Source organism: Arthrobacter sp. NPDC093128 (genome assembly GCF_040683875.1).
Lineage (GTDB): Bacteria > Actinomycetota > Actinomycetes > Actinomycetales > Micrococcaceae > Arthrobacter.
The window spans coordinates 1-19,140 of the sequence record NZ_JBFBEY010000009.1 but is presented as its reverse complement, the minus strand read 5'-3'; the positions used below and the strand labels follow the sequence as shown (position 1 = coordinate 19,140).

At 67.5% G+C, this 19,140-nt stretch carries 18 protein-coding genes; 15 read left to right on the top strand and 3 right to left on the bottom strand.

Going from position 1 to position 19,140, the window contains the following annotated elements:
* Nucleotides 1-7: 7 nt before the first annotated feature.
* The 3 genes from araB to araA are packed head-to-tail and all read left to right on the top strand — an operon-like array spanning nt 8 to nt 4,025.
* Nucleotides 8-1,780: a ribulokinase gene (araB, locus tag AB0N24_RS12030; protein WP_364124146.1), complete on the top strand. Its 1,773-nt coding sequence runs from the start codon at nt 8-10 to the stop codon at nt 1,778-1,780.
* Entirely contained in the window at nt 1,777-2,457 is a 681-nt protein-coding gene (locus tag AB0N24_RS12025) for an L-ribulose-5-phosphate 4-epimerase (RefSeq protein WP_364124143.1), read from the top strand. Before araB ends, AB0N24_RS12025 begins: the two co-directional genes overlap by 4 nt.
* Before the next feature lie 32 nt (nt 2,458-2,489).
* Nucleotides 2,490-4,025: an L-arabinose isomerase gene (araA, locus tag AB0N24_RS12020; RefSeq protein ID WP_364124140.1), complete on the top strand. Its 1,536-nt coding sequence runs from the start codon at nt 2,490-2,492 to the stop codon at nt 4,023-4,025.
* 133 nt (nt 4,026-4,158) lie between these two features.
* Here the strand turns inward: araA and AB0N24_RS12015 are convergent, their stop codons facing one another.
* Nucleotides 4,159-4,284: a hypothetical protein gene (locus tag AB0N24_RS12015; protein WP_364124139.1), complete on the bottom strand. Its 126-nt coding sequence runs from the start codon at nt 4,282-4,284 to the stop codon at nt 4,159-4,161.
* A gap of 103 nt (nt 4,285-4,387) precedes the next feature.
* The gene (locus tag AB0N24_RS12010) at nt 4,388-5,812 is read right to left on the bottom strand and encodes an ice-binding family protein (RefSeq protein ID WP_364124137.1); all 1,425 of its coding nucleotides are present in this window, start codon (nt 5,810-5,812) and stop codon (nt 4,388-4,390) included.
* A gap of 551 nt (nt 5,813-6,363) precedes the next feature.
* On the opposite strand from AB0N24_RS12010, the gene AB0N24_RS12005 reads away from it, so the two are divergent.
* A complete protein-coding gene (locus AB0N24_RS12005) occupies nt 6,364-7,899 on the top strand; it encodes an alpha-N-arabinofuranosidase (RefSeq protein WP_364124134.1) in 1,536 nt (511 codons plus the stop codon).
* 37 nt (nt 7,900-7,936) lie between these two features.
* Here the strand turns inward: AB0N24_RS12005 and AB0N24_RS12000 are convergent, their stop codons facing one another.
* Nucleotides 7,937-8,998: a family 43 glycosylhydrolase gene (locus tag AB0N24_RS12000; RefSeq protein ID WP_364124131.1), complete on the bottom strand. Its 1,062-nt coding sequence runs from the start codon at nt 8,996-8,998 to the stop codon at nt 7,937-7,939.
* A 151-nt stretch (nt 8,999-9,149) separates the two neighbouring features.
* Here AB0N24_RS12000 and AB0N24_RS11995 point away from each other — a divergent pair, with 151 nt between their 5' ends.
* The 11 genes from AB0N24_RS11995 to AB0N24_RS11945 all read left to right on the top strand — a co-directional run.
* The gene (locus AB0N24_RS11995; protein WP_364124128.1) at nt 9,150-10,154 is read left to right on the top strand and encodes a LacI family DNA-binding transcriptional regulator; all 1,005 of its coding nucleotides are present in this window, start codon (nt 9,150-9,152) and stop codon (nt 10,152-10,154) included.
* 154 nt (nt 10,155-10,308) lie between these two features.
* On the top strand, nt 10,309-11,163 hold the full coding sequence (efeU, locus tag AB0N24_RS11990) for an iron uptake transporter permease EfeU (RefSeq protein ID WP_364124125.1): 855 nt from the start codon (nt 10,309-10,311) through the stop codon (nt 11,161-11,163).
* A 34-nt stretch (nt 11,164-11,197) separates the two neighbouring features.
* Complete coding sequence (gene efeO / locus AB0N24_RS11985; RefSeq protein WP_364124123.1) at nt 11,198-12,427, top strand: iron uptake system protein EfeO; 1,230 nt, start codon at nt 11,198-11,200, stop codon at nt 12,425-12,427.
* Nucleotides 12,424-13,827 carry an iron uptake transporter deferrochelatase/peroxidase subunit gene (gene efeB, locus AB0N24_RS11980; protein ID WP_364124120.1) on the top strand — a complete coding sequence of 468 codons (1,404 nt, stop codon included), beginning with the start codon at nt 12,424-12,426 and terminating at the stop codon, nt 13,825-13,827. The genes efeO and efeB overlap by 4 nt, the downstream gene beginning before the upstream one ends.
* 137 nt (nt 13,828-13,964) lie before the next feature.
* Nucleotides 13,965-14,285: a metalloregulator ArsR/SmtB family transcription factor gene (locus AB0N24_RS11975; protein WP_364124117.1), complete on the top strand. Its 321-nt coding sequence runs from the start codon at nt 13,965-13,967 to the stop codon at nt 14,283-14,285.
* On the top strand, nt 14,285-15,262 hold the full coding sequence (locus tag AB0N24_RS11970; protein WP_364124114.1) for a TIGR03086 family metal-binding protein: 978 nt from the start codon (nt 14,285-14,287) through the stop codon (nt 15,260-15,262). Before AB0N24_RS11975 ends, AB0N24_RS11970 begins: the two co-directional genes overlap by 1 nt.
* 30 nt (nt 15,263-15,292) lie before the next feature.
* The gene (locus AB0N24_RS11965; protein ID WP_364124111.1) at nt 15,293-15,775 is read left to right on the top strand and encodes an SRPBCC family protein; all 483 of its coding nucleotides are present in this window, start codon (nt 15,293-15,295) and stop codon (nt 15,773-15,775) included.
* Nucleotides 15,772-16,101 carry a YciI family protein gene (locus tag AB0N24_RS11960; protein ID WP_364124109.1) on the top strand — a complete coding sequence of 110 codons (330 nt, stop codon included), beginning with the start codon at nt 15,772-15,774 and terminating at the stop codon, nt 16,099-16,101. Before AB0N24_RS11965 ends, AB0N24_RS11960 begins: the two co-directional genes overlap by 4 nt.
* A gap of 153 nt (nt 16,102-16,254) precedes the next feature.
* The gene (locus tag AB0N24_RS11955) at nt 16,255-17,577 is read left to right on the top strand and encodes a glycoside hydrolase family 27 protein (RefSeq protein WP_364124106.1); all 1,323 of its coding nucleotides are present in this window, start codon (nt 16,255-16,257) and stop codon (nt 17,575-17,577) included.
* Between the two features lie 32 nt (nt 17,578-17,609).
* The gene (locus AB0N24_RS11950; protein WP_364124103.1) at nt 17,610-18,260 is read left to right on the top strand and encodes a DedA family protein; all 651 of its coding nucleotides are present in this window, start codon (nt 17,610-17,612) and stop codon (nt 18,258-18,260) included.
* A 344-nt stretch (nt 18,261-18,604) separates the two neighbouring features.
* Nucleotides 18,605-19,140, top strand: a 536-nt coding sequence (locus AB0N24_RS11945; protein WP_364124100.1) for a DUF222 domain-containing protein, incomplete at its 3' end; no start/stop codon positions are given.

Sequence of the window (19,140 nt, the reverse complement as noted above, 5' to 3'; positions counted from 1 at the left end):
GGAATTGATGGACGTCACAGCAGACGGTTCAGACAGCTTTGTGATCGGCGTCGACTACGGCACGCTGTCCGGGCGGGCCGTGGTGGTCCGCGTCCGGGACGGCAAGGAACTGGGCAGCGGCGTATTTGAGTACCCCCACGCCGTGGTCACCGACGCGCTCCCGGCCGGTCTGGCGGACTCGCCGGATGGAGCGGCCGCCCGCCTGCCCGGCGAATGGGCCTTGCAGGTGCCCAACGACTACCGCGAAGTGCTCCGCCGGGCAGTGCCCGCGGCGATCGCCGACGCCGGGATCGACCCCGCGGCCGTAGTGGGCATCGCCACCGACTTCACGGCCTGCACCATGGTCCCCGTCAAGGGCGACGGCACACCGCTGAACGAGCTTCCCGGCTTCGCCAACCGCCCGCACGCCTACGTGAAATTGTGGCGCCACCATGCCGCCCAGCCGCAGGCGGACCGCATCAACGCAGTGGCAGCGGAACGCGGCGAAAACTGGCTGCCGCGCTACGGCGGGCTGATCTCCTCCGAATGGGAGTTCGCCAAGGGCCTGCAGCTGCTCGAGGAGGACCCGGAAGCCTACGCCGCCATGGACCACTGGGTGGAGGCAGCTGACTGGATCGTCTGGCAGCTGTGCGGCAACTACGTCCGCAACGCCTGCACCGCCGGGTACAAGGGCATCTACCAGGACGGCCGCTACCCGTCCGAGGAATTCCTGTCCGCCCTGAACCCGGACTTCAAGGATTTCGTCAGCGCAAAGCTGGCGCACACCATCGGCCGGCTCGGCGATGCAGCCGGCTACCTGACGGCCGAAGCCGCAGCCTGGACCGGACTGCCGGAAGGCATCGCCGTCGCGGTGGGCAACGTGGACGCCCACGTCACGGCGCCCGCTGCGAAGGCGGTTGAGCCCGGGCAGCTGGTGGCCATCATGGGAACTTCCACCTGCCACGTGATGAACGGTGCCGAGCTGCGTGAAGTGCCGGGCATGTGCGGCGTGGTGGACGGCGGAATCGTCGACGGACTGTGGGGCTACGAGGCCGGGCAGTCCGGCGTGGGGGACATCTTCGGCTGGTTCACCGACAACGGCGTCCCGCCCGAGTACCACCGGGCGGCGGAAGCGGCAGGCCTGGGCATCCACGAGTACCTCACGGAACTTGCCTCCCGCCAGGCCATCGGCGAACACGGGCTCATTGCCCTGGACTGGCACTCCGGCAACCGTTCGGTGCTGGTGGACCATGAACTCTCCGGCGTCGTGGTGGGCCAGACCCTCGCCACCAAGCCCGAAGACACCTACCGGGCGTTGTTGGAAGCCACGGCCTTTGGCACGCGCACCATCGTGGACGCCTTCCGCGACTCAGGAGTGCCGGTCCGGGAATTCATCGTGGCCGGCGGCCTGCTGAAGAACAAGCTGCTCATGCAGATCTACGCGGACATTACCGGCCTGCCGCTCTCCACCATCGGCTCAACCCAGGGGCCCGCGCTGGGCTCGGCCATCCACGCCGCCGTGGCCGCAGGCCATTACCCGGATATCCGCGCCGCTGCGGCTGCCATGGGATCGGAGCCCGGCAGCATCTATATTCCCATTCCGGAAAATGTTGCCGCCTACGAAAAGCTCTTCCAGGAGTACCGCACGCTGCACGACTATTTCGGCCGCGGCACCAACAGCGTGATGCACCGCCTCAAGGCGATCCAGCGTGCGGCCAGGCCGTCATTTGCCGCCGCCGCGGGCGCCCCGCAGCAGAACGCCGCATCCGCCGACTCCGCCGCAGAGGAAGTGTCCGCATGAGCAACCTGCTGGAAACCATCGCGCAGGTCCGTCGCGAGGTCTGCGACCTGCACGCCGAGCTCACCCGCTACGAACTGGTGGTGTGGACGGCCGGCAACGTCTCCGCGCGTGTTCCCGGCCATGACCTGATGGTCATCAAGCCCTCCGGAGTCTCCTACGCGGACCTGACGCCCGAGAGCATGGTGGTCACCGACCTCGATGGCACCCCCGCGGAGGGCGAGTGGGGCAACCCGCCGTTCTCGCCGTCGTCGGACACCGCGGCGCATGCATACGTCTACCGGCATATGCCGGAAGTGGGCGGTGTGGTGCACACGCACTCCACCTACGCCACGGCGTGGGCTGCCCGCGGCGAAGCGATCCCGTGCGTGCTGACCATGATGAGCGACGAGTTCGGCGGGAGCATCCCGGTAGGACCGTTCGCGCTGATCGGCGACGACTCGATCGGCCAGGGCATCGTCGAAACCCTCCGGAATTCCACCTCACCGGCGGTCCTGATGCAGAACCACGGACCGTTCACCATCGGCAAGGACGCCCGGTCCGCCGTGAAGGCCGCCGTGATGTGCGAGGAAGTGGCACGCACCGTCCATATTTCCCGCCAGCTGGGTGAACCGCTGCCCATCGACCAGGGCAGCATCGATTCCCTCTACGCCCGCTACCAGAACGTCTACGGCCAGTAGCGCCGCAGCCCACGCTTTTTCAGGAGAACCCCATGAGCAACGCCAACAACACGTCCGCCAACAGAACTTCGCTCAGCCACTACGAGGTCTGGTTCCTCACCGGCAGCCAGCACCTGTACGGCGAGGACGTTCTCAAGCAGGTCGCAGCGCAGTCGCAGGAGATTGCTGCCGCGCTGAACGCTTCCTCCGCTGTCCCGGTCAAGGTGGTCTGGAAGCCCGTCCTCACCGATGCGGAGGCCATCCGCCGGACCGCGCTGGAAGCCAACTCCGATGATTCGGTGATCGGCGTGACGGCCTGGATGCACACGTTCAGCCCGGCCAAGATGTGGATCCAGGGCCTGGACCTGCTGCGCAAGCCGCTCCTGCACCTGCACACCCAGGCCAACGTTGAGCTGCCCTGGGCGGACATCGATTTCGACTTCATGAACCTCAACCAGGCAGCCCATGGCGACCGTGAGTTCGGCTACATCCAGTCCCGCCTGGGCATTCCCCGCAAGACCGTGGTGGGCCACGTGTCCAACCCGGAGGTCTCCCGCCAGGTGGGCGTGTGGCAGCGTGCCTCGGCCGGCTGGGCCGCCGTCCGCACGCTCAAACTGACCCGCTTCGGTGACAACATGCGCAACGTGGCCGTCACCGAAGGCGACAAGACCGAAGCTGAGCTGCGCTTCGGCGTCTCGGTCAACACCTGGTCAGTCAACGAGCTCGCCGACGCCGTGCACGGCGCCGAGGAGTCCGACGTCGACGCCCTCGTGGCGGAGTACGAGCGCCTTTACGAGGTGGTGCCGGAGCTGAGGGCCGGGGGAGCTCGGCACGAATCGCTGCGCTACAGCGCGCGGATCGAACTGGGCCTGCGCAGCTTCCTCGAGGCCAACGGCTCCGCCGCGTTCACCACCTCCTTCGAAGACCTGGGCGAACTGCGCCAGCTGCCCGGCATGGCCGTGCAGCGGCTGATGGCCGACGGCTACGGCTTCGGCGCCGAGGGCGACTGGAAGACCGCCATCCTGGTCCGTGCCGCCAAGGTGATGGGTTCCGGCCTCCCCGGCGGTGCCTCACTTATGGAGGACTACACCTACCACCTCACCCCCGGCCAGGAGAAAATCCTGGGTGCGCACATGCTCGAGGTCTGCCCTTCGCTGACCGCCACGAAGCCGCGCGTCGAAATCCACCCGCTGGGCATCGGCGGCAAGGAAGACCCCGTCCGCATGGTGTTCGACACCGACGCCGGCCCGGGAGTCGTGGTGGCCCTGTCCGACATGCGTGACCGCTTCCGCCTCGTGGCAAACGCCGTCGACGTCGTGGACCTGGACGAACCCCTGCCCAACCTGCCGGTGGCCCGCGCGCTGTGGTCGCCCAAGCCCGACTTCGCCACGTCCGCCGCCGCATGGCTGACGGCCGGGGCCGCGCACCACACGGTGCTTTCCACCGCCGTCGGCATGGACGTCTTCGAGGACTTCGCCGAGATTGCGAAGACCGAACTGCTGACCATCGACGAAGGCACCACCATCAAACAGTTCAAGAAGGAACTGAACTGGAACGCCGCCTACTACAAGCTGGCCGGCGGGCTGTAGCAGCCCACCCCGGCGGGGGCCGCCACGGCGGCCCCCTCCCATAAGCCCGTGGTTCCACCCTTGCCGCCTGCCCAGCCCTTGCCGCCTGCCCAGCCCTTGCCGCCCGCCCAGCCCTCCCGGGCCGGGCGGGCGGTTAGCGCGTGCCGGGGTCCGGCGGAGCTGCCGTTGAACTCCGCACGATCAGTTCGGTGGCGAGCTCCACGGACTGAGGGCTTTTCGGCGCATGCCCGATCTGCTCCACCAGGATGCCCACCGCCATTGCGGCCATCATCGGCTTCTTTATCGCCGGCCAGAAATACCTCATCAACGGCATCGCCACCACCGGGCTGAAATAGCTCGGTTAGCTACACCTTTCTGCCGAGTCAGTACTGGGCCGCAAGTAGAAGCGGCAGGGGTGCGGGGACCGGTTCCGTGGTGATGGTGTTGCTGTCCAGGGTGACCGCGCCGTTTAGTGCCAGTGCGCGGCCTTCGATGGTGACGCCGGTTGTCACGGTGATCGATGCCAGCGCCATGATCGTCCCGGCGATGGAGGATCCGGTGCCGAGGGTTGCGGAACTGCCGACCTGCCAGAAAACGTGGGAGGCCTGGGCGCCGTTGATCAGTGTGACGTGGCTGGCCGAGGCTGTGGTGAGGGTGGAGCCCATCTGGAAGATGAAGACCGCCTCCGGATCGCCCTGGCCGTCCAGTGTCAGGGTCCCGCTCAGCCCGAGCGAGCTGGCGGAGCTATAGACTCCGGCGTTGAGTGTGCGGCCGACCAGGTCACCGGCGACAACCTCGGTCGTCGTGCGACCGGCGGCATCGTTGTAGGCGGCCTGCAGGTCCGTATGGGCGGCGCCGGCCTGGACGTCGGCGGAGTGGGTGGTGCCGGCCAGGGTGCCCGGCGGGAACCCCGTGATCGCGGTTCCCGGGCTGACTCCCAGGTCCCCGCCAAGGTTCGTCGGACCGGTATTGGTCACCGTCGAAGCGCCCAGCACCGAGAAGCTCCCCGCAGCACCCAGACCCACCGTCGCACCCGCGGGCAGCGGAGCGGCAGCCGGGGTTGTGGTGATGGTGTTGCTGTCCAGGGTGACCGCGCCGTTTAGTGCCAGTGCGCGGCCTTCGATGGCCACACCTGTTGTCACGGTGATCGATGCCAGCGCCATGATGGTTCCGGCGATGGAGGATCCGGTGCCGAGGGTTGCGGAACTGCCGACCTGCCAGAAAACGTGGGAGGCCTGGGCGCCGTTGATCAGTGTGACGTGGCTGGCCGAGGCTGTGGTGAGGGTGGAGCCCATCTGGAAGATGAAGACCGCCTCCGGATCGCCCTGGCCGTCCAGTGTCAGGGTCCCGCTCAGCCCGAGCGAACTGGCGGAGCTATAGACTCCGGCGTTGAGTGTGCGGCCGACCAGGTCACCGGCGACAACCTCGGTCGTCGTGCGACCGGCGGCATCGTTGTAAGCGGCCTGCAGGTCCGCGTGGGCGGCGCCGGCCTGCACGTCGGCGGAGTGGGTGGTGCCGGCCAGGGTGCCCGGCGGGAACCCCGTGATCGCGGTTCCCGGGCTGACTCCCAGGTCCCCGCCAAGGTTCGTCGGACCGGTATTGGTCACCGTCGAAGCCCCCAGCACCGAGAAACTCCCCGCAGCACCCAGACCCACCATCGCACCCGAGGCATGGGCCGGGGTGGGCGTCGACAGAAGGCCCGCAAACAGCAGGGTGCATGTCAGCCCGGCGGCACAGACAACTGCTGCCCAACGGGCCGTTCCGGGACCTTCTGCAGCTTTGGTCCGAAGAATATTGCTAAACATCATGGTCTTCCCCCAGGTTGACTGCCCCCGCGGGTGTTCCCGCCGGAGACTCATAGTGATCAATGCGTTGCGTTGTGTTGGGACGGGGCGGTTAATAAAGCCGCAACCAGCCCTTGTTGCTGGTGTTTCGACGATTCCGGGCATGCTGGCGCCCGCTCTGGTCTGGGAGAGCTGCGCGATCGCGCTGGGCGTGTTAAAGGAGTCGCCGGATACCGGCTTCCGGCCTGCCGTTAATTACTGGATCTCTGCGTAGGAGCGACCCTAGAGAATACGTTCTGTGGCCCCCACCATGAACGGATATCACCAACGACGTGGTGTGTAGGCCCCCACACTGAACCTCATCCAGGATGAAGTCAATAGCTCGCGTTGACTCATGAAGATGGGCTCGTGGAGGGTCTCGAAGCATCATTTGGTGATGCCTGCGTAGCGGCGTGTCCGCGGCTGCCGGCTCCCCTGCCCCAGCGTGTCCGTGGCCTTCTCTTGACGGCGGGCGGTTCCAGCCCTAAGAATGGTTTTCTATAACGTTGTAGAAACCTAGAAACGAGGATGTTTACGTGGGCACTTCCGAACACGCCACCGCCAAAATCACCCTGGACCCCGCCTTCACCGTGGGGCCGGTCCGCCGCCGCACCTTCGGCGCCTTCGTGGAACATCTTGGCCGGTGCGTCTACACCGGCATCTTCGAGCCGGGCCATCCCAAGGCGGACGCTGACGGCTTCCGGACCGACGTCCTGGAACTCACCCGCGAACTCGGGGTGTCCACGGTCCGATACCCGGGCGGCAACTTCGTCTCCGGCTACCGCTGGGAGGACGGCGTGGGACCGGTGGAACAGCGCCCCGCCCGCCTCGACCTGGCCTGGCACTCCACCGACCCCAACCATGTGGGGGTGGACGAGTTCGCCAAATGGTCCGCCAAAGCAGGCGTCGAGCCGATGATGGCCGTGAACCTGGGCACCCGCGGGACCCAGGAAGCCCTCGACCTGCTGGAATACTGCAACATCGACGGCGGGACGGCCTTCTCCGACCAGCGCCGGGCCAACGGGGCCGAAAACGGCTACGGCATCAAGATGTGGTGCCTGGGCAACGAGATGGACGGGTTCTGGCAGATCGGCCACAAGAACGCCACGGAGTACGGCCGGCTGGCGGCCGACACCGCCCGTGCCATGCGGATGGTGGAGCCGGACCTGGAGCTGGTGGCCTGCGGAAGCTCCAGCCCCACCATGGACAGCTTCGGCGAGTGGGAGCGGGTTGTGCTGACGGAAACCTACGACCTCGTGGACCTGATCTCCGCACACCAGTACTTCGAGGACTTCGGCGACTTGCAGGAACACCTGTCCTCCGGCCACCGGATGGAGGCCTTCATCAAGGACATCGTGGCCCACATCGACCACGTTAAGTCGGTCAAGAAATCCGCCAAGCAGGTAAACATCTCCTTCGACGAATGGAACGTCTGGCATATGAGCCGTGACGAATCCAAGGCGCCCACCGGCAAGGACTGGCCCGTGGCCCCGGTGCTCCTCGAAGACCGCTACACCGTGGCGGATGCCGTGGTGGTCGGTGACCTCCTCATCACGCTGCTCCGCAACACCGACCGCGTGCACTCGGCCAGCCTGGCGCAGCTGGTGAACGTCATCGCCCCCATCATGACCGAACCCGGCGGCCGCGCCTGGAAGCAGACCACCTTCCACCCGTTCGCCCTGACGTCACAGCACGCCAAGGGCACGGTGCTGCAGCTCGCCGTCGAATCCCCCCTGCTCAGCGGCGGCAAGACGTCGGACTTCGCGGCGCTGTCCGCCGTCGCCACTTTTGATGCGGACGCCGGCGAGGCGGTGGTGTTTGCCGTGAACCGTTCGGCCACGGACGCCCTCACGCTGGACGCCGCCGTCGCCGGCCTGGGGAACGCCAAGGTTGTTGAGGCGGTCACCTACGCAAACAAGGATCCCTACTGGCAGGCGACGGCGGATGACTCCACCTCGGTGCTGCCCGGCGAGAACGTCAGTGTCAAGGTCGACGGCGGCCGGCTCACCGCCGAGCTGCCCGCGGTGTCCTGGAGCATGATCCGCCTCGCGGTCGGCGGAGCCGGACACTAGGCGGCAGGGAAGCCGGCAGGGAAACCGGGCGCCGGAACTAGCTCACAAGGAGCGCCGGATCCAGGTGGACGGGGGCGTCCAGGTCGCGCAGGCAGACCAGGACGTCCCCTTCCACGTGCAGCCGTGCCGCATGGATGCTGGTGCGCTGTTCACGGACTGCGCGGGCCGGGTCCGCAAGGCCGTTGGCCATTTCGGTGTCCTGCCACTCCGGATGCGTGAAGTAGAAAATGTAGGCGTGATCACCCTGGGTGACCACGTCGGCGTGCCTGCCGTGCGTGGCGTCGTCCGCCCCGGCGCCCGGAGCATCCAGGATGAGGCCGTTGTTGGCCTCCTGCCGGGTCCAGGCGAGGCCGTCCGCCGAGCGGTGCACGGCCTGGCCGCGCCACTCGTCCACCACCATCCAGTACCAGCCGCCCAGCCGGAACACATTGGGACCCTCATGGGCAGGCAGCCCAATCACCTGCCCCTCGGCGCGCCAGCGGCCGTCCGTCGCTTCCCGGCGTCCGGGGCGTCCGACGGCGGTGCTGCCGCTGCCGCCGTCGGACGGTTCCTTCCGGGCGGCCGGCTGTTCCCAGACCGCCGACCAGGTGGTGGAGCCGTCCACCTCATCCTTGAACCAGAGGCGCGGACGGCCGTCCCCCACCACGGCGAAGGCTGCGTCGATGACGTTCTCGGAGCCCACCTCCACCCGCCCGCGGAACTCCCACTGCTCCAGGTCGGGGCTGGTGAAATGCACCAGCCGCCGCCGGGTCTGCTCGGCCCAGGTGCGCGGAGCGCCGGCACCCCAGGTGAGGAACATGTGGTACCTGCCGTCATGCCACACCACTTCCGGGGCCCAATGGGTGTTCAGGCCGGGGAAGTCCTCCGGGTCGAGGCCCTCCACCACGCCGCGGTACTGCCAGCTGGCTCCTGCGTCCGAGGACACAGCGATCCCGATCCTGGTGCCGGTGATCCAGTCCACACCATCGGTGGTGAGCGTGGCGCGCCGGGCCGTGTAGAACATCCACCACTCGCTGGTGCCGCGGCGGTGGATGACCGTGGGGTCGGCGGCGCCGTCGAACACCGGGCAGCGGAAGAGGGGAGAGGCGGCGGACGGCATGGCGGTTTCCTTTGTGGCGTGCTGGCGGAGGCCCGGTTCGGATGCTGCGGCCGCACTAATTCTATAACGTTGTAGATGTTGCGGAGAGAGCAAAACCGGGGCGGGTCTGCAACGATGTAGTTGAAAGTGTTGACGGGGAAGGGAATCACCTGTGGCTGTGACCATGAACGATGTTGCGCGCGCGGCCGGCGTCTCGTTGAAGACGGTATCCAATGTGCTCAACGACTACGAGTTCATCCGGCCAGCCACCAAGCAGAAGGTGCTGGACGCCATCGCCGAGCTGGGGTACGAGGCCAACCTGACGGCCCGGAGCCTGCGTTCCGGCAAAACCCGGATGCTTGGCCTGGTGCTGTCCGACCTGTCCATTCCCTACTATGGGGAGCTCGCGTCCAGGCTGATGACCGTTGCGGCCGGCCGGGGCTACCGCGTCCTGGTGGAGCAGTCCGGCGGGGTCGCGGGACACGAGCTGAGCGCGCTCCAGGGCCCGTTCCGCCAGCTCACGGACGGGCTGCTGTTCACCCCGCTGGCCCTGGATGCCGGGACCATTGCCGCGCACCAAGGCAACAAGCCGATCGTGATGCTCGGGGAACACATCGCGGATCCGCGCTTCGACCTGGTGACCATGAAGAACGCCGAGGCCGCGGAAGCCATCACCGCCCATCTCCTGGCCGGGGGCCGGCGCCGGATTGCCGTCCTGGGCGCGGCGGCGGACGCCACGACGGACAGCCCCGGCCTGCGCCTGAACGGCTACCGGAAGGCGTTGGAGGCTGCGGGGGCGGAGTTTGACCCGGCCCTTGTGGTGCAGTGCGACTGGCGCCGTGACGGCGGGGCCGCCGCCGTCGGCAGCCTGCTGGACAGCGGAGTCCGGTTCGACGCCGTCTTTGGCCTGAATGACGCGATAGCGCTCGGTGCCTTGCACGAGCTCCTGGTCCGCGGCATCAAGGTGCCGGATGACGTCACAGTGGCGGGCTTTGACGACATCGACGAGGCACGCTTCGCCTCGCCATCCCTCACCACGGTGTCCCCCGGGATGGAGGAGATCGCAGAGCGGTCCATCAAGCTGCTCATCGACCGGATCGAAGGTGTGGAGTCGGCGCCCGGGGGACTCCGCATCGAAGCGGGTTTCGAACTGAAGGTGCGGGACTCGGCCCGGTAAGGTCCGGGTGCGGCCGCAAAGCCCTGCAGGGACCCGGGGCGGGCGTAATGTTCGGCGAATTAGCGCACGTTTGAGTTGCTTAATTTGGGCCCGTGGGTGATCCTCTTATAAGGCCAGCCTAACCTTGGCTGCGAATATTTGAGGCTCCACGTTCATGACAGCAAACTATTTGATCGGCCTGCGCGAAGGCCTTGAAGCGACTCTCGTCGTCGTCCTCCTGATGGCCTATCTCATCAAGACCGGACGGCGGCACCTCCTGCCCCGGCTCTGGGCGGGCGTCGGATTCGCAGTGGCCGTGTCGGCGGGATTCGGGGCATTGCTCACCTTCGGCCCGCGCGGACTCACGTTCGAAGCGCAGGAAGCCATTGGTGGCAGCCTTTCCGTCGTCGCCGTGGCGCTGGTGACCTGGATGGTGTTCTGGATGGCCCGCACCGCCCGCACCCTCGGTACCGAACTCCGCTCGCACGTGGACAGGGCTGCGGGCGGCGCCGGCTGGGGCCTGGCCGCCGTTGCCGCGCTCGCCGTGGGCCGCGAAGGCCTCGAGACTGCCCTGTTCCTCTGGGCGGCCACCCAAGCCGCCGGGCAGTCGGCAACTCCGCTGCTCGGTGCCCTCCTGGGCCTGGCGACTGCCGTCCTGCTCGGTTTCCTGCTGCACCGCGGAGTCCTGAAGATTAACCTCGGGGTGTTCTTCACCTGGAGCGGCGCCGCCCTCGTCGTCATCGCAGGGGGTGTGCTCGCCTACGCTGTCCACGATTTCCAGGAGGCAGGGATCCTTCCCGGCCTCCACAGTCTGGCCTTCGACGTGACGGCGGCAGTCCCGCCGTCGTCCTGGTACGGAACGGTGCTCAAAGGCACCCTGAACTTCTCGCCCGCCACCACCTGGCTGGAAGCGGCGGCCTGGCTGCTGTACGTCCCTGCCGTGCTGTTCTTCTACCTTCGCGCCAACCGCTGCGTCCGCGTCTCCGCGCCGGCCGAAACATCCGCCCGGACTGCCGTCGCGGCGTCCTGACCCACCACTCCCGCACCCCCAAAGGACCACCCTCATGCCAAGCCCCAGCCTGCCCGATTGTGACCGCTCAGCATCAGCGCTTAGGCAGGGCCGCCGGCCTGGAGCTGCACGCCGCCTGGCCGCAGCGGCCGCCGTCGTCGCCCTGCCCCTGACGATGGCCGCGTGCACGGACAACGCCGCACCTTCACCGACCGCGGGGGCGGCCGGACCCATCCAGGTCACCAGCACCAGCGATGCCTGCAAGGTGTCCACGGCCACCGCGGAGAGCGGCAACCTCACCTTCACCGTCAAGAACGACGGCGACCAGGTCACCGAGTTCTACCTGCTGGCGGAGGACGGCCTGCGGATCCTCGGCGAAGTGGAAAACATCGGACCCGGCCTGACCCGGAACCTGGTGGTCACCGTCCCGGCCGGCAAGTACACCACTGCCTGCAAGCCCGGAATGGTGGGTGACGGCATCCGCGCCAGCTTTGACGTGGCCGGCTCGGGCACCCAGCCGGCAGTGGACAAGGACCTGCAGGCGCTCATCGACCAGGGAACGGCCCAGTACGCGGCGTACGTCAAGGACCAGACCGAACAGCTGGTGGCCGGCACCAAGAGGTTTGCCGAGGCCTACGCCGCCGGCGACGCCGCCACCGCGAAAGAGCTCTACGCCGCAACCCGCATGCACTGGGAGCGGATCGAACCGGTGGCCGAGTCCTTCGGCGACCTCGACCCCAAGCTGGACGCCCGTGAGGCGGACCTGGCCGAGGGCGAGGACTGGACCGGCTGGCACCGTGCCGAGAAGGACCTGTACCCGCCGGCCGGGTTCCAGGCTCTGAGCGCCGCGGAGCGCGAAAAGCTGTCAGCCCAGCTGGTGGCAGACACCGAGGAGCTGGCCAAGCGCACGCGGACAGTGGAGCTCACTGCCGACAAGCTGGGCAACGGCGCCAAGGAACTGCTGGACGAGGTGGCCACCGGCAAGGTCACCGGCGAAGAGGAGGCCTGGTCGCACACCGACCTGTGGGATTTCCAGGCCAATGTGGACGGCGCCCGGATCGCGTTCGAAAACCTCAGGCCCGTGCTGGAGCAGAAGGACCCGGAGCTCGCCAAGACCCTCGATACGAAGTTCTCGGAGCTGCAGGCTGAACTGAAGACCCACGCCAGGGGCGACGGCTTTGCCTACTACAACGAACTGACCCCGGAACAGGTCCAGCGTCTCGCCGCCCTGGTGGATTCCCTTGGTGAACCGCTGTCCAACCTCACCGCGGCAGTAGTGCTGTGACCGGTTGCCCCTTCGGCGGTGGCCAGGGCGGAGTCCAGCGGGAGACGTCCCCGGCTGCTGCCGCCACCGCAACCGACACTGACGGGGCCGCCACTGGGGGCGCGGCTGACAAAGAGGCTGCCGGGCGCGGCGTGTCCCGCCGGCGCATGCTCTCCTTCGCCGGCGTCGGCGGCGCCGGCGCGCTGGCAGGCCTCGCCGCCGGACTGCTGGGGCGCGACGCCGTCTTCGCGTCGGCCCCCGCCGCCGAGGTGACTGCCGCCGACACGGTCCCGTTTTACGGGGACCGCCAGGCGGGAATTACGACGCCGGCACAGGACCGCCTGCACATGGCCGCCTTCGATGTCATCACCGAGGACCGCGACGCCCTGATCCGGCTCCTTAAGGACTGGACCGCCGCGGCGGAAGATATGACCCAGGGCCGGGAAACCGGTGAAACCGGGGCGGCCGGCGGGTCCTATGACGCCCCGCCGCAGGACACCGGGGAAGCGATGGGACTCAGCGCCGGCAAGCTCACAGTCACCTTCGGCTTCGGCGCCAGCCTGTTCGAAAGGGATGGGAAGGTGCGGTTCGGGCTCGAGGGCCGGCGTCCGGACGCCCTGATAGACCTGCCGCATTTCCCCGGCGACGACCTGCAGGCCGGACGCAGCGGCGGAGACATCATTCTGCAGGCATGCGCCGACGATCCCCAGGTGGCCGTGCACGCCATCCGGAACCTCGCCCGGCTGGGGTTCGGGAAGGTCCGCGTCCGCTGGTCGCAGCTGGGCTTCGGACGCACGTCCTCCACCTCCCGGGCTCAGCAGACGCCCCGTAACCTTTTCGGCTTCAAGGACGGCACCAACAACCTCAAAGTCGAGGACGCCGGCCTGCTGGACAGCCATGTCTGGGCGGGGGCCGGCACCCGGGAGGGCGAAGCCTGGATGCAGGGCGGAAGCTACCTGGTGGCGCGCCGCATCCGGATGCACATCGAGATCTGGGACCGGACGTCACTGGGCGAACAGGAAGGCCTGATCGGGCGGACCAAGGCAGAGGGCGCTCCGCTGTCCGGCGGCCAGGAATTCACCGCCCCGGACTTCAACATCAAGGGCAAGGACGGCGAACCCCTGATGGGCATCGATTCGCATGTCCGGCTGGCCCATGCCGACCAGAACGGCGGCGTCAGGATGCTGCGGCGGGGGTACAACTACACGGACGGTTCCGACGGTCTTGGGCATCTCGACGCCGGCCTGTTCTTCATCGCCTTCGTCAAGGATCCGCGCACGCACTACGTGCCCATGCAGATGGCCATGGCCAAGCAGGACACGCTGGCCGTCGAGTACCTCAAGCACACCGGCTCCGCACTGGCCGCGGTGCCGCCGGGCATCAGGCCCGGCGGCTTTATCGGCGAAGGCCTGTTCAGCTGACCGCGGCTTAGCGTAACCGCGGCCTTGGCTGACCGCCCAGAGGGCGGCGGTGACCCCGATCGGGTTGCCGCCGCCCTTTTGCGTGCCCTTTGCGGGAACCCTTGCTTAATGCGTTAGTGACGACTAACGTATTTTCTGTGCCTGATCTTCTGGAAGTCGCGACCGAGCCCAACAGGCGGACGCTGCTTCGGCTCCTGGCGGAAGGGGAGAAAACGGTCACCGAGCTGTCGGGCCACTTTCCGGTCAGCAGGTCGGCCATTTCCCAGCATCTGCTGCTGCTCTCGGAGGTGGGGCTCGTGACCGCCCGGAAGGACGGGCGGAACAGGTACTACCGCTTGGACAGTGCCGGGATGCTCCGGCTGCGTGAACAATTCGAGGCCTTCTGGACAACCGAACTGGACCTGCTGGTGGCCGACGCCGGCCGGCTGGGACCGCAATCATCGCAAGGGAAAATCTGATGACATTCAACAAGACAGTATTTATCCCGGTTGACCCGGACGTCGCCTTCGCGCTCATCACGGAGCCAGAGCGACTGCGGCGCTGGAAGACCGTGGCGGCGAGGGTGGATCTTCGCGTGGGCGGGGACTATCGCTGGACCGTCACGCCGGGGCATTCGGCGATGGGAAGTTTTACCGAAATCGAGCCCGGCAAGCGGATCGTCTACACCTGGGGGTGGGAGGGCGACGCCGGGCTGCCGCCGGGAGCGTCGACGGTGACCGTGAACCTGGAAGCTGTCGAGGGGGGAACCACCGTCCAGCTGATTCACGAGGGACTCACGGAGCAGCAGGAGGCCGGCCACGCCGAAGGCTGGAACCATTTCCTCGAGCGGCTCGTCCTGCTGGCCACCAACGGCGATGCCGGCCCCGATGAGTGGGCTGCGGCCCCGGACCCCATCGACGAACTCTCCAGCGCCGAAGCATCCCTGGCGGTTGCCCAGCGCGTCCTCCGGCGGCTCAAGGATTCGGACCAGGGTGTGGCGACACCGTGCGAAGACTTCACCGTTGATGCCCTCCTGGACCATCTCTTTGGCTCGATCGCATCGATCGGCAAGGCGCTCGGTGTGACGGTTGCGGATCAGCCGTCCGCCACGCCGGAGGTCAGGATCGCCGACGCCGCGCAAACCACGCTGGAGGCGTTCCGCGCCCGCGGCACGGAGGGAACCCTGGACATGGGCTTCGCCGAACTGCCGGCAACCCTGGTTGCGAACATCCTGAACCTTGAACTGCTGGTCCACGCCTGGGACTTCGCCACGGCAACCGGGCAGGAGCTCAGCGTCTCGCCGGTCCTGTCCGACTATGTCCTGGGCCTCGCCCGGAACACCATCAGCCCCCAGATGCGCGGCAAGAGCTTCGCCGCCGAGACATTGGTTGACGAATCGGCGGCAAGCATGGAACGCCTGGTTGCCTTCACCGGCCGGCAGGTTGCCGGACTCTAGGCGGTCGAGGCGGCAGGTGAGGTGGCAGGCATGGTTGATGTGGTGACGGAAATCGAAATCCGCCGGCCGCGCGTAGCGGTGGCGGCCTACGCAGCCAACCCGGAAAACGCTCCGGCCTGGTATTCGAACATCAAGGCCGTCAGGTGGGAAACGGCTCCGGCCATGGCATTGGGATCCAAGGTGGCGTTTAGGGCTCAGTTCCTCGGAAAGAGCCTGGAATACGTCTACGAATTCACCGAGCTGGACCCGGGCAGGAAGCTGGTCATGCGCACGGCCCAGGGGCCGTTCCCCATGCAGACGACCTACACCTGGACGGAGGCCGCCGGCGGTTCCACGCGCATGACGCTGCGTAACACCGGTACGCCGCCCGGGTTCCCGGCGGTCGTCAACCTCGTGATGGCACCCATGATGCGGCGCGCCATGCGCAAGGATCTCGCGAAGCTGAAGTCCCTTCTTGAAGGGGGCGGATCGCAAGCCACCCAGGAAAAAACGCAACGAAAGGACAAGTCATGAGCAAGTTCATTTACATCTACAAAGGACCGGCCACGCCGATGGACCAGTTCACGCCGGAGCAGTCCGCGGAACAGATGGCCGCGTGGGGTGCCTGGATGGCGAAGCTGGGCCCGGCACTGCTCCACGCCGGCGCACCGTTCGCTGCCGGCACCTCGGTGGTGGACGACGGAACCCTCGCTGAAGCCTCCGACCTGAACGGCTACTCAATCGTGGAGGCCGACACCCTCGACGGGGCCAGGGCGCTCGCGGACGGCCACCCGTTCCTGGCACAAGGCAGCGGCAAGTTCAGGCTTGAAATCTATGAGCTCGCCGACATGCAGATGTAGAAGCTGCCCCGGCGGCAGGGCTGACACGCCATGAGCGGAGCAGACGGCAGAACCGCCGTCTGCTCCGTTCTGACTGACGCTCCCACGTGGGGGTTTCCTTCGGCCGCAACCTTCTATAACGTTATACAAATGTTGTTAGCGCAAACTCCTCCCATGGGCTGGAACAGCTGGGACTGTTTCGGCACCACTGTCACGGAGGACGAAGTCCTCGCCAACGCCGAGTTCATGGCCGCCCACCTGGCGCCGCACGGCTGGGACACCGTCGTCGTCGACATCCAGTGGTACGAACCCGCTGCCAAAGCGGGCGGCTACAACGACGGCGCCGCCCTGGTCCTGGACGCTTTCGGCCGCCAGTTGCCGGCGCTGAACCGCTTTCCTTCTGCGGCGGACGGCAAGGGCTTTGCCCCGCTGGCCGAGAAGATCCATGCCCTGGGACTGAAGTTCGGGCTGCACATCATGCGCGGAATTCCGCGCCAGGCGGTCCGCGACCGGTTGCCGGTGGCAGGCACGCCATTCACGGCGGACCAGGTGGCTGACACCGGCTCGGTCTGCGACTGGAACACTGACAACTTCGGGCTCGACCACGGCCACCCCGGGGCGCAGGCCTACTACGATTCGCAGCTGGCACTGTTCGCGGAGTGGGGTGTGGACTTCGTCAAAGCGGACGACATGCTGGGGCCGTACTTCACGTCGGAGATCGCCGCCTACCAGGACGCCATCGGGAAGTCCGGACGGGACATGGTCCTCAGCCTCTCGCCCGGACGGGTATTGTCCCTCGCGCACCTTGAGCACCTCCGTTCCAACGCCCAGATGTGGCGCGTCTCGGACGACCTCTGGGACAAATGGGACGACGTCGAGGCCCAGTTCGCACGTATGGCGCGCTGGGCGCCGCACCAGCAGCCGGGAGCGTGGGCTGACGCGGACATGCTTCCGGTGGGCAGGATCGCCCACCGGGCGGAGCGCGGCCCCGAACGCCTCACCCGGCTTACTCCCGACGAGCAGCGAACCATGATGACGCTGTGGTGCATGGCCCGCTCTCCGCTCATGCTGGGCTGCGACCTGCCCTCCTCGCCGCCCGAAACCCTGGAGCTCCTCACTAACACCGACCTGCTCGATGTCCTCAAGGCAAGCCGAAACAACCACGAGCTCCTCCGCGACGGGGAGCTGGTGGCCTGGGCCGCCGAGAGCACAACGACGGCGGACCGTTTCGTCGCGCTGTTCAACACAGGGGATGTGCCCCTTGAAGCCGCTTTGCCGCTGGGTGATCTTGGCCTCGGGGAGAACGCCTCGTGGGGCGCCTGGTCCGCGGTTGAAGCGTGGTCCGGGGAGGACGTCCGGGCGGGAACGGCGGCTCCCGGCTCCGATTTGCCGGGCTCCGATCTGCCGGGCTCCGATCTGCCGGGCGGCGGTCTGCACTGCACGGTTCCCCCGCACGGCGTCCGGTTCTTCCGGTTCAGCCCGAGCACGAGGTACTGACGCCCTCGGCCTGAACTGCCACACTGGTCCTGATGCAGGCATTCTTCGACGGACTCCTCAACGCCAGCCCGCTGCTGGTGGCCTGTGTTGTGTTCGCACTCGTTTTCGCCGAGGACGCCCTCTTCATCGGCTTCGTCATCCCCGGCGAAACCGCAGCCGTGGTGGGAGGTGTGATCGCGGCCAAGGGCAGCCTCCCGCTGGCGGCGATGATTGCAGTGGTGGTCTCCGCCGCGATCCTGGGAGACACCGTGGGCTACGAAATCGGCAAGCATCTGGGACCGCGGCTGATCTCGCGGAAGATCTTCGATCGGAAGCGCCCCCAGCTGGACAAAGCCCGGGACTTTCTCAAGAGACGCGGCGGACCGGCCATCCTCCTGGGCCGGTTCACCGCCTTCTTCCGCGCCGTGATGCCGGCACTGGCAGGCCTCAGCGGCATGCCCTACCGGCGCTTCGCGCTCTGGAACATCACCGGCGGTGTGCTGTGGGGGAGCCTGTTCGTGACGCTCGGTTTCCTCGCCGGAGACCTGTACGACGAGGTGGCCCGCACGGCGGGCAGCGCCGCCGCCGTCGTGGTGGCCGCCGTGGCCGTGGCCGTGCTGGTCGTCTGGCAAATCCGCCGGCACCACGCAGCAGCCGGTCGCCAGCCAGTGCGCAACGCCAGGCGCACCGACCACACAGGTTAGCGAATGTGGACTGGGGTGGAGCTTCCGCCGGTTCCAAAGATAGTCACGGTCAACGGTTTGCAGTGCCGATGCCGCAGGCCTATTTTGTCGGTGGCCAGTGGCAGAGTTATGCCATGGAGGCCATGGGGGAAGATCCAGCACGAGGCGCATTGCCGTGGGCAGTGTTGCCTGCTGTGCTTCCCGACGCGCGCTTCCGCGGCCTCCGCAGTGTCACGTCCGGGACGGGGCAGGCAGCTGGATTGGCGGCTGCTTTAACGTCCGACGGCGGTAGTTCCGGTGATCTGGCCCGGTGCGTTGCGCTGTTGCAGGGTTTGGGGTCGAGGGCGGTTGCGGACGCTGCGTTGTTGGATTTTCGGGCGGCTGCTGATTTCGCCGCCGGGGTGGAGGAAGCTGCCCGGAGCCTTGAATTTTTGCAGGTGGTCGCGGCCGGGGCCGTGGAACGCACCCGGCGGGAGGCTACGGCGGCGGCGCGATCCGGCGCGGCGGCCGGGTGGGTCACGGGCTGGGGAGACGAGGCGGCGGCAGTGCAGGGGCCGGTGGGATGGACGGCCCGGGGTGACGGGTGGATCACCGGTCCCGGACCCGCTGCGGCGGCGGAGGGGCCCGAACCCAGGCCTGCAGTCGTGAGGTCCGCGGTGCCGGGGCCAACCCGGGATCCGGCGGATGACGGGTGCCGGAACGCGGCCGAGTTCCTCCGCGTCCGGTTGCGGATCAGCATTGCCGAGTCCCGCCGCCGCCTCAGCCTCGCCGAGACGGTGCTTCCGCGGACCGGGATCAGCGGTCACATCGAGCCGGCGGAGCGGCCCGTGCTCGCGGCCGCCGTAGCGGCAGGGACTGTGGCGTCCCGGTCCGCGACCATCATCACCCTGGCCCTGGAGAA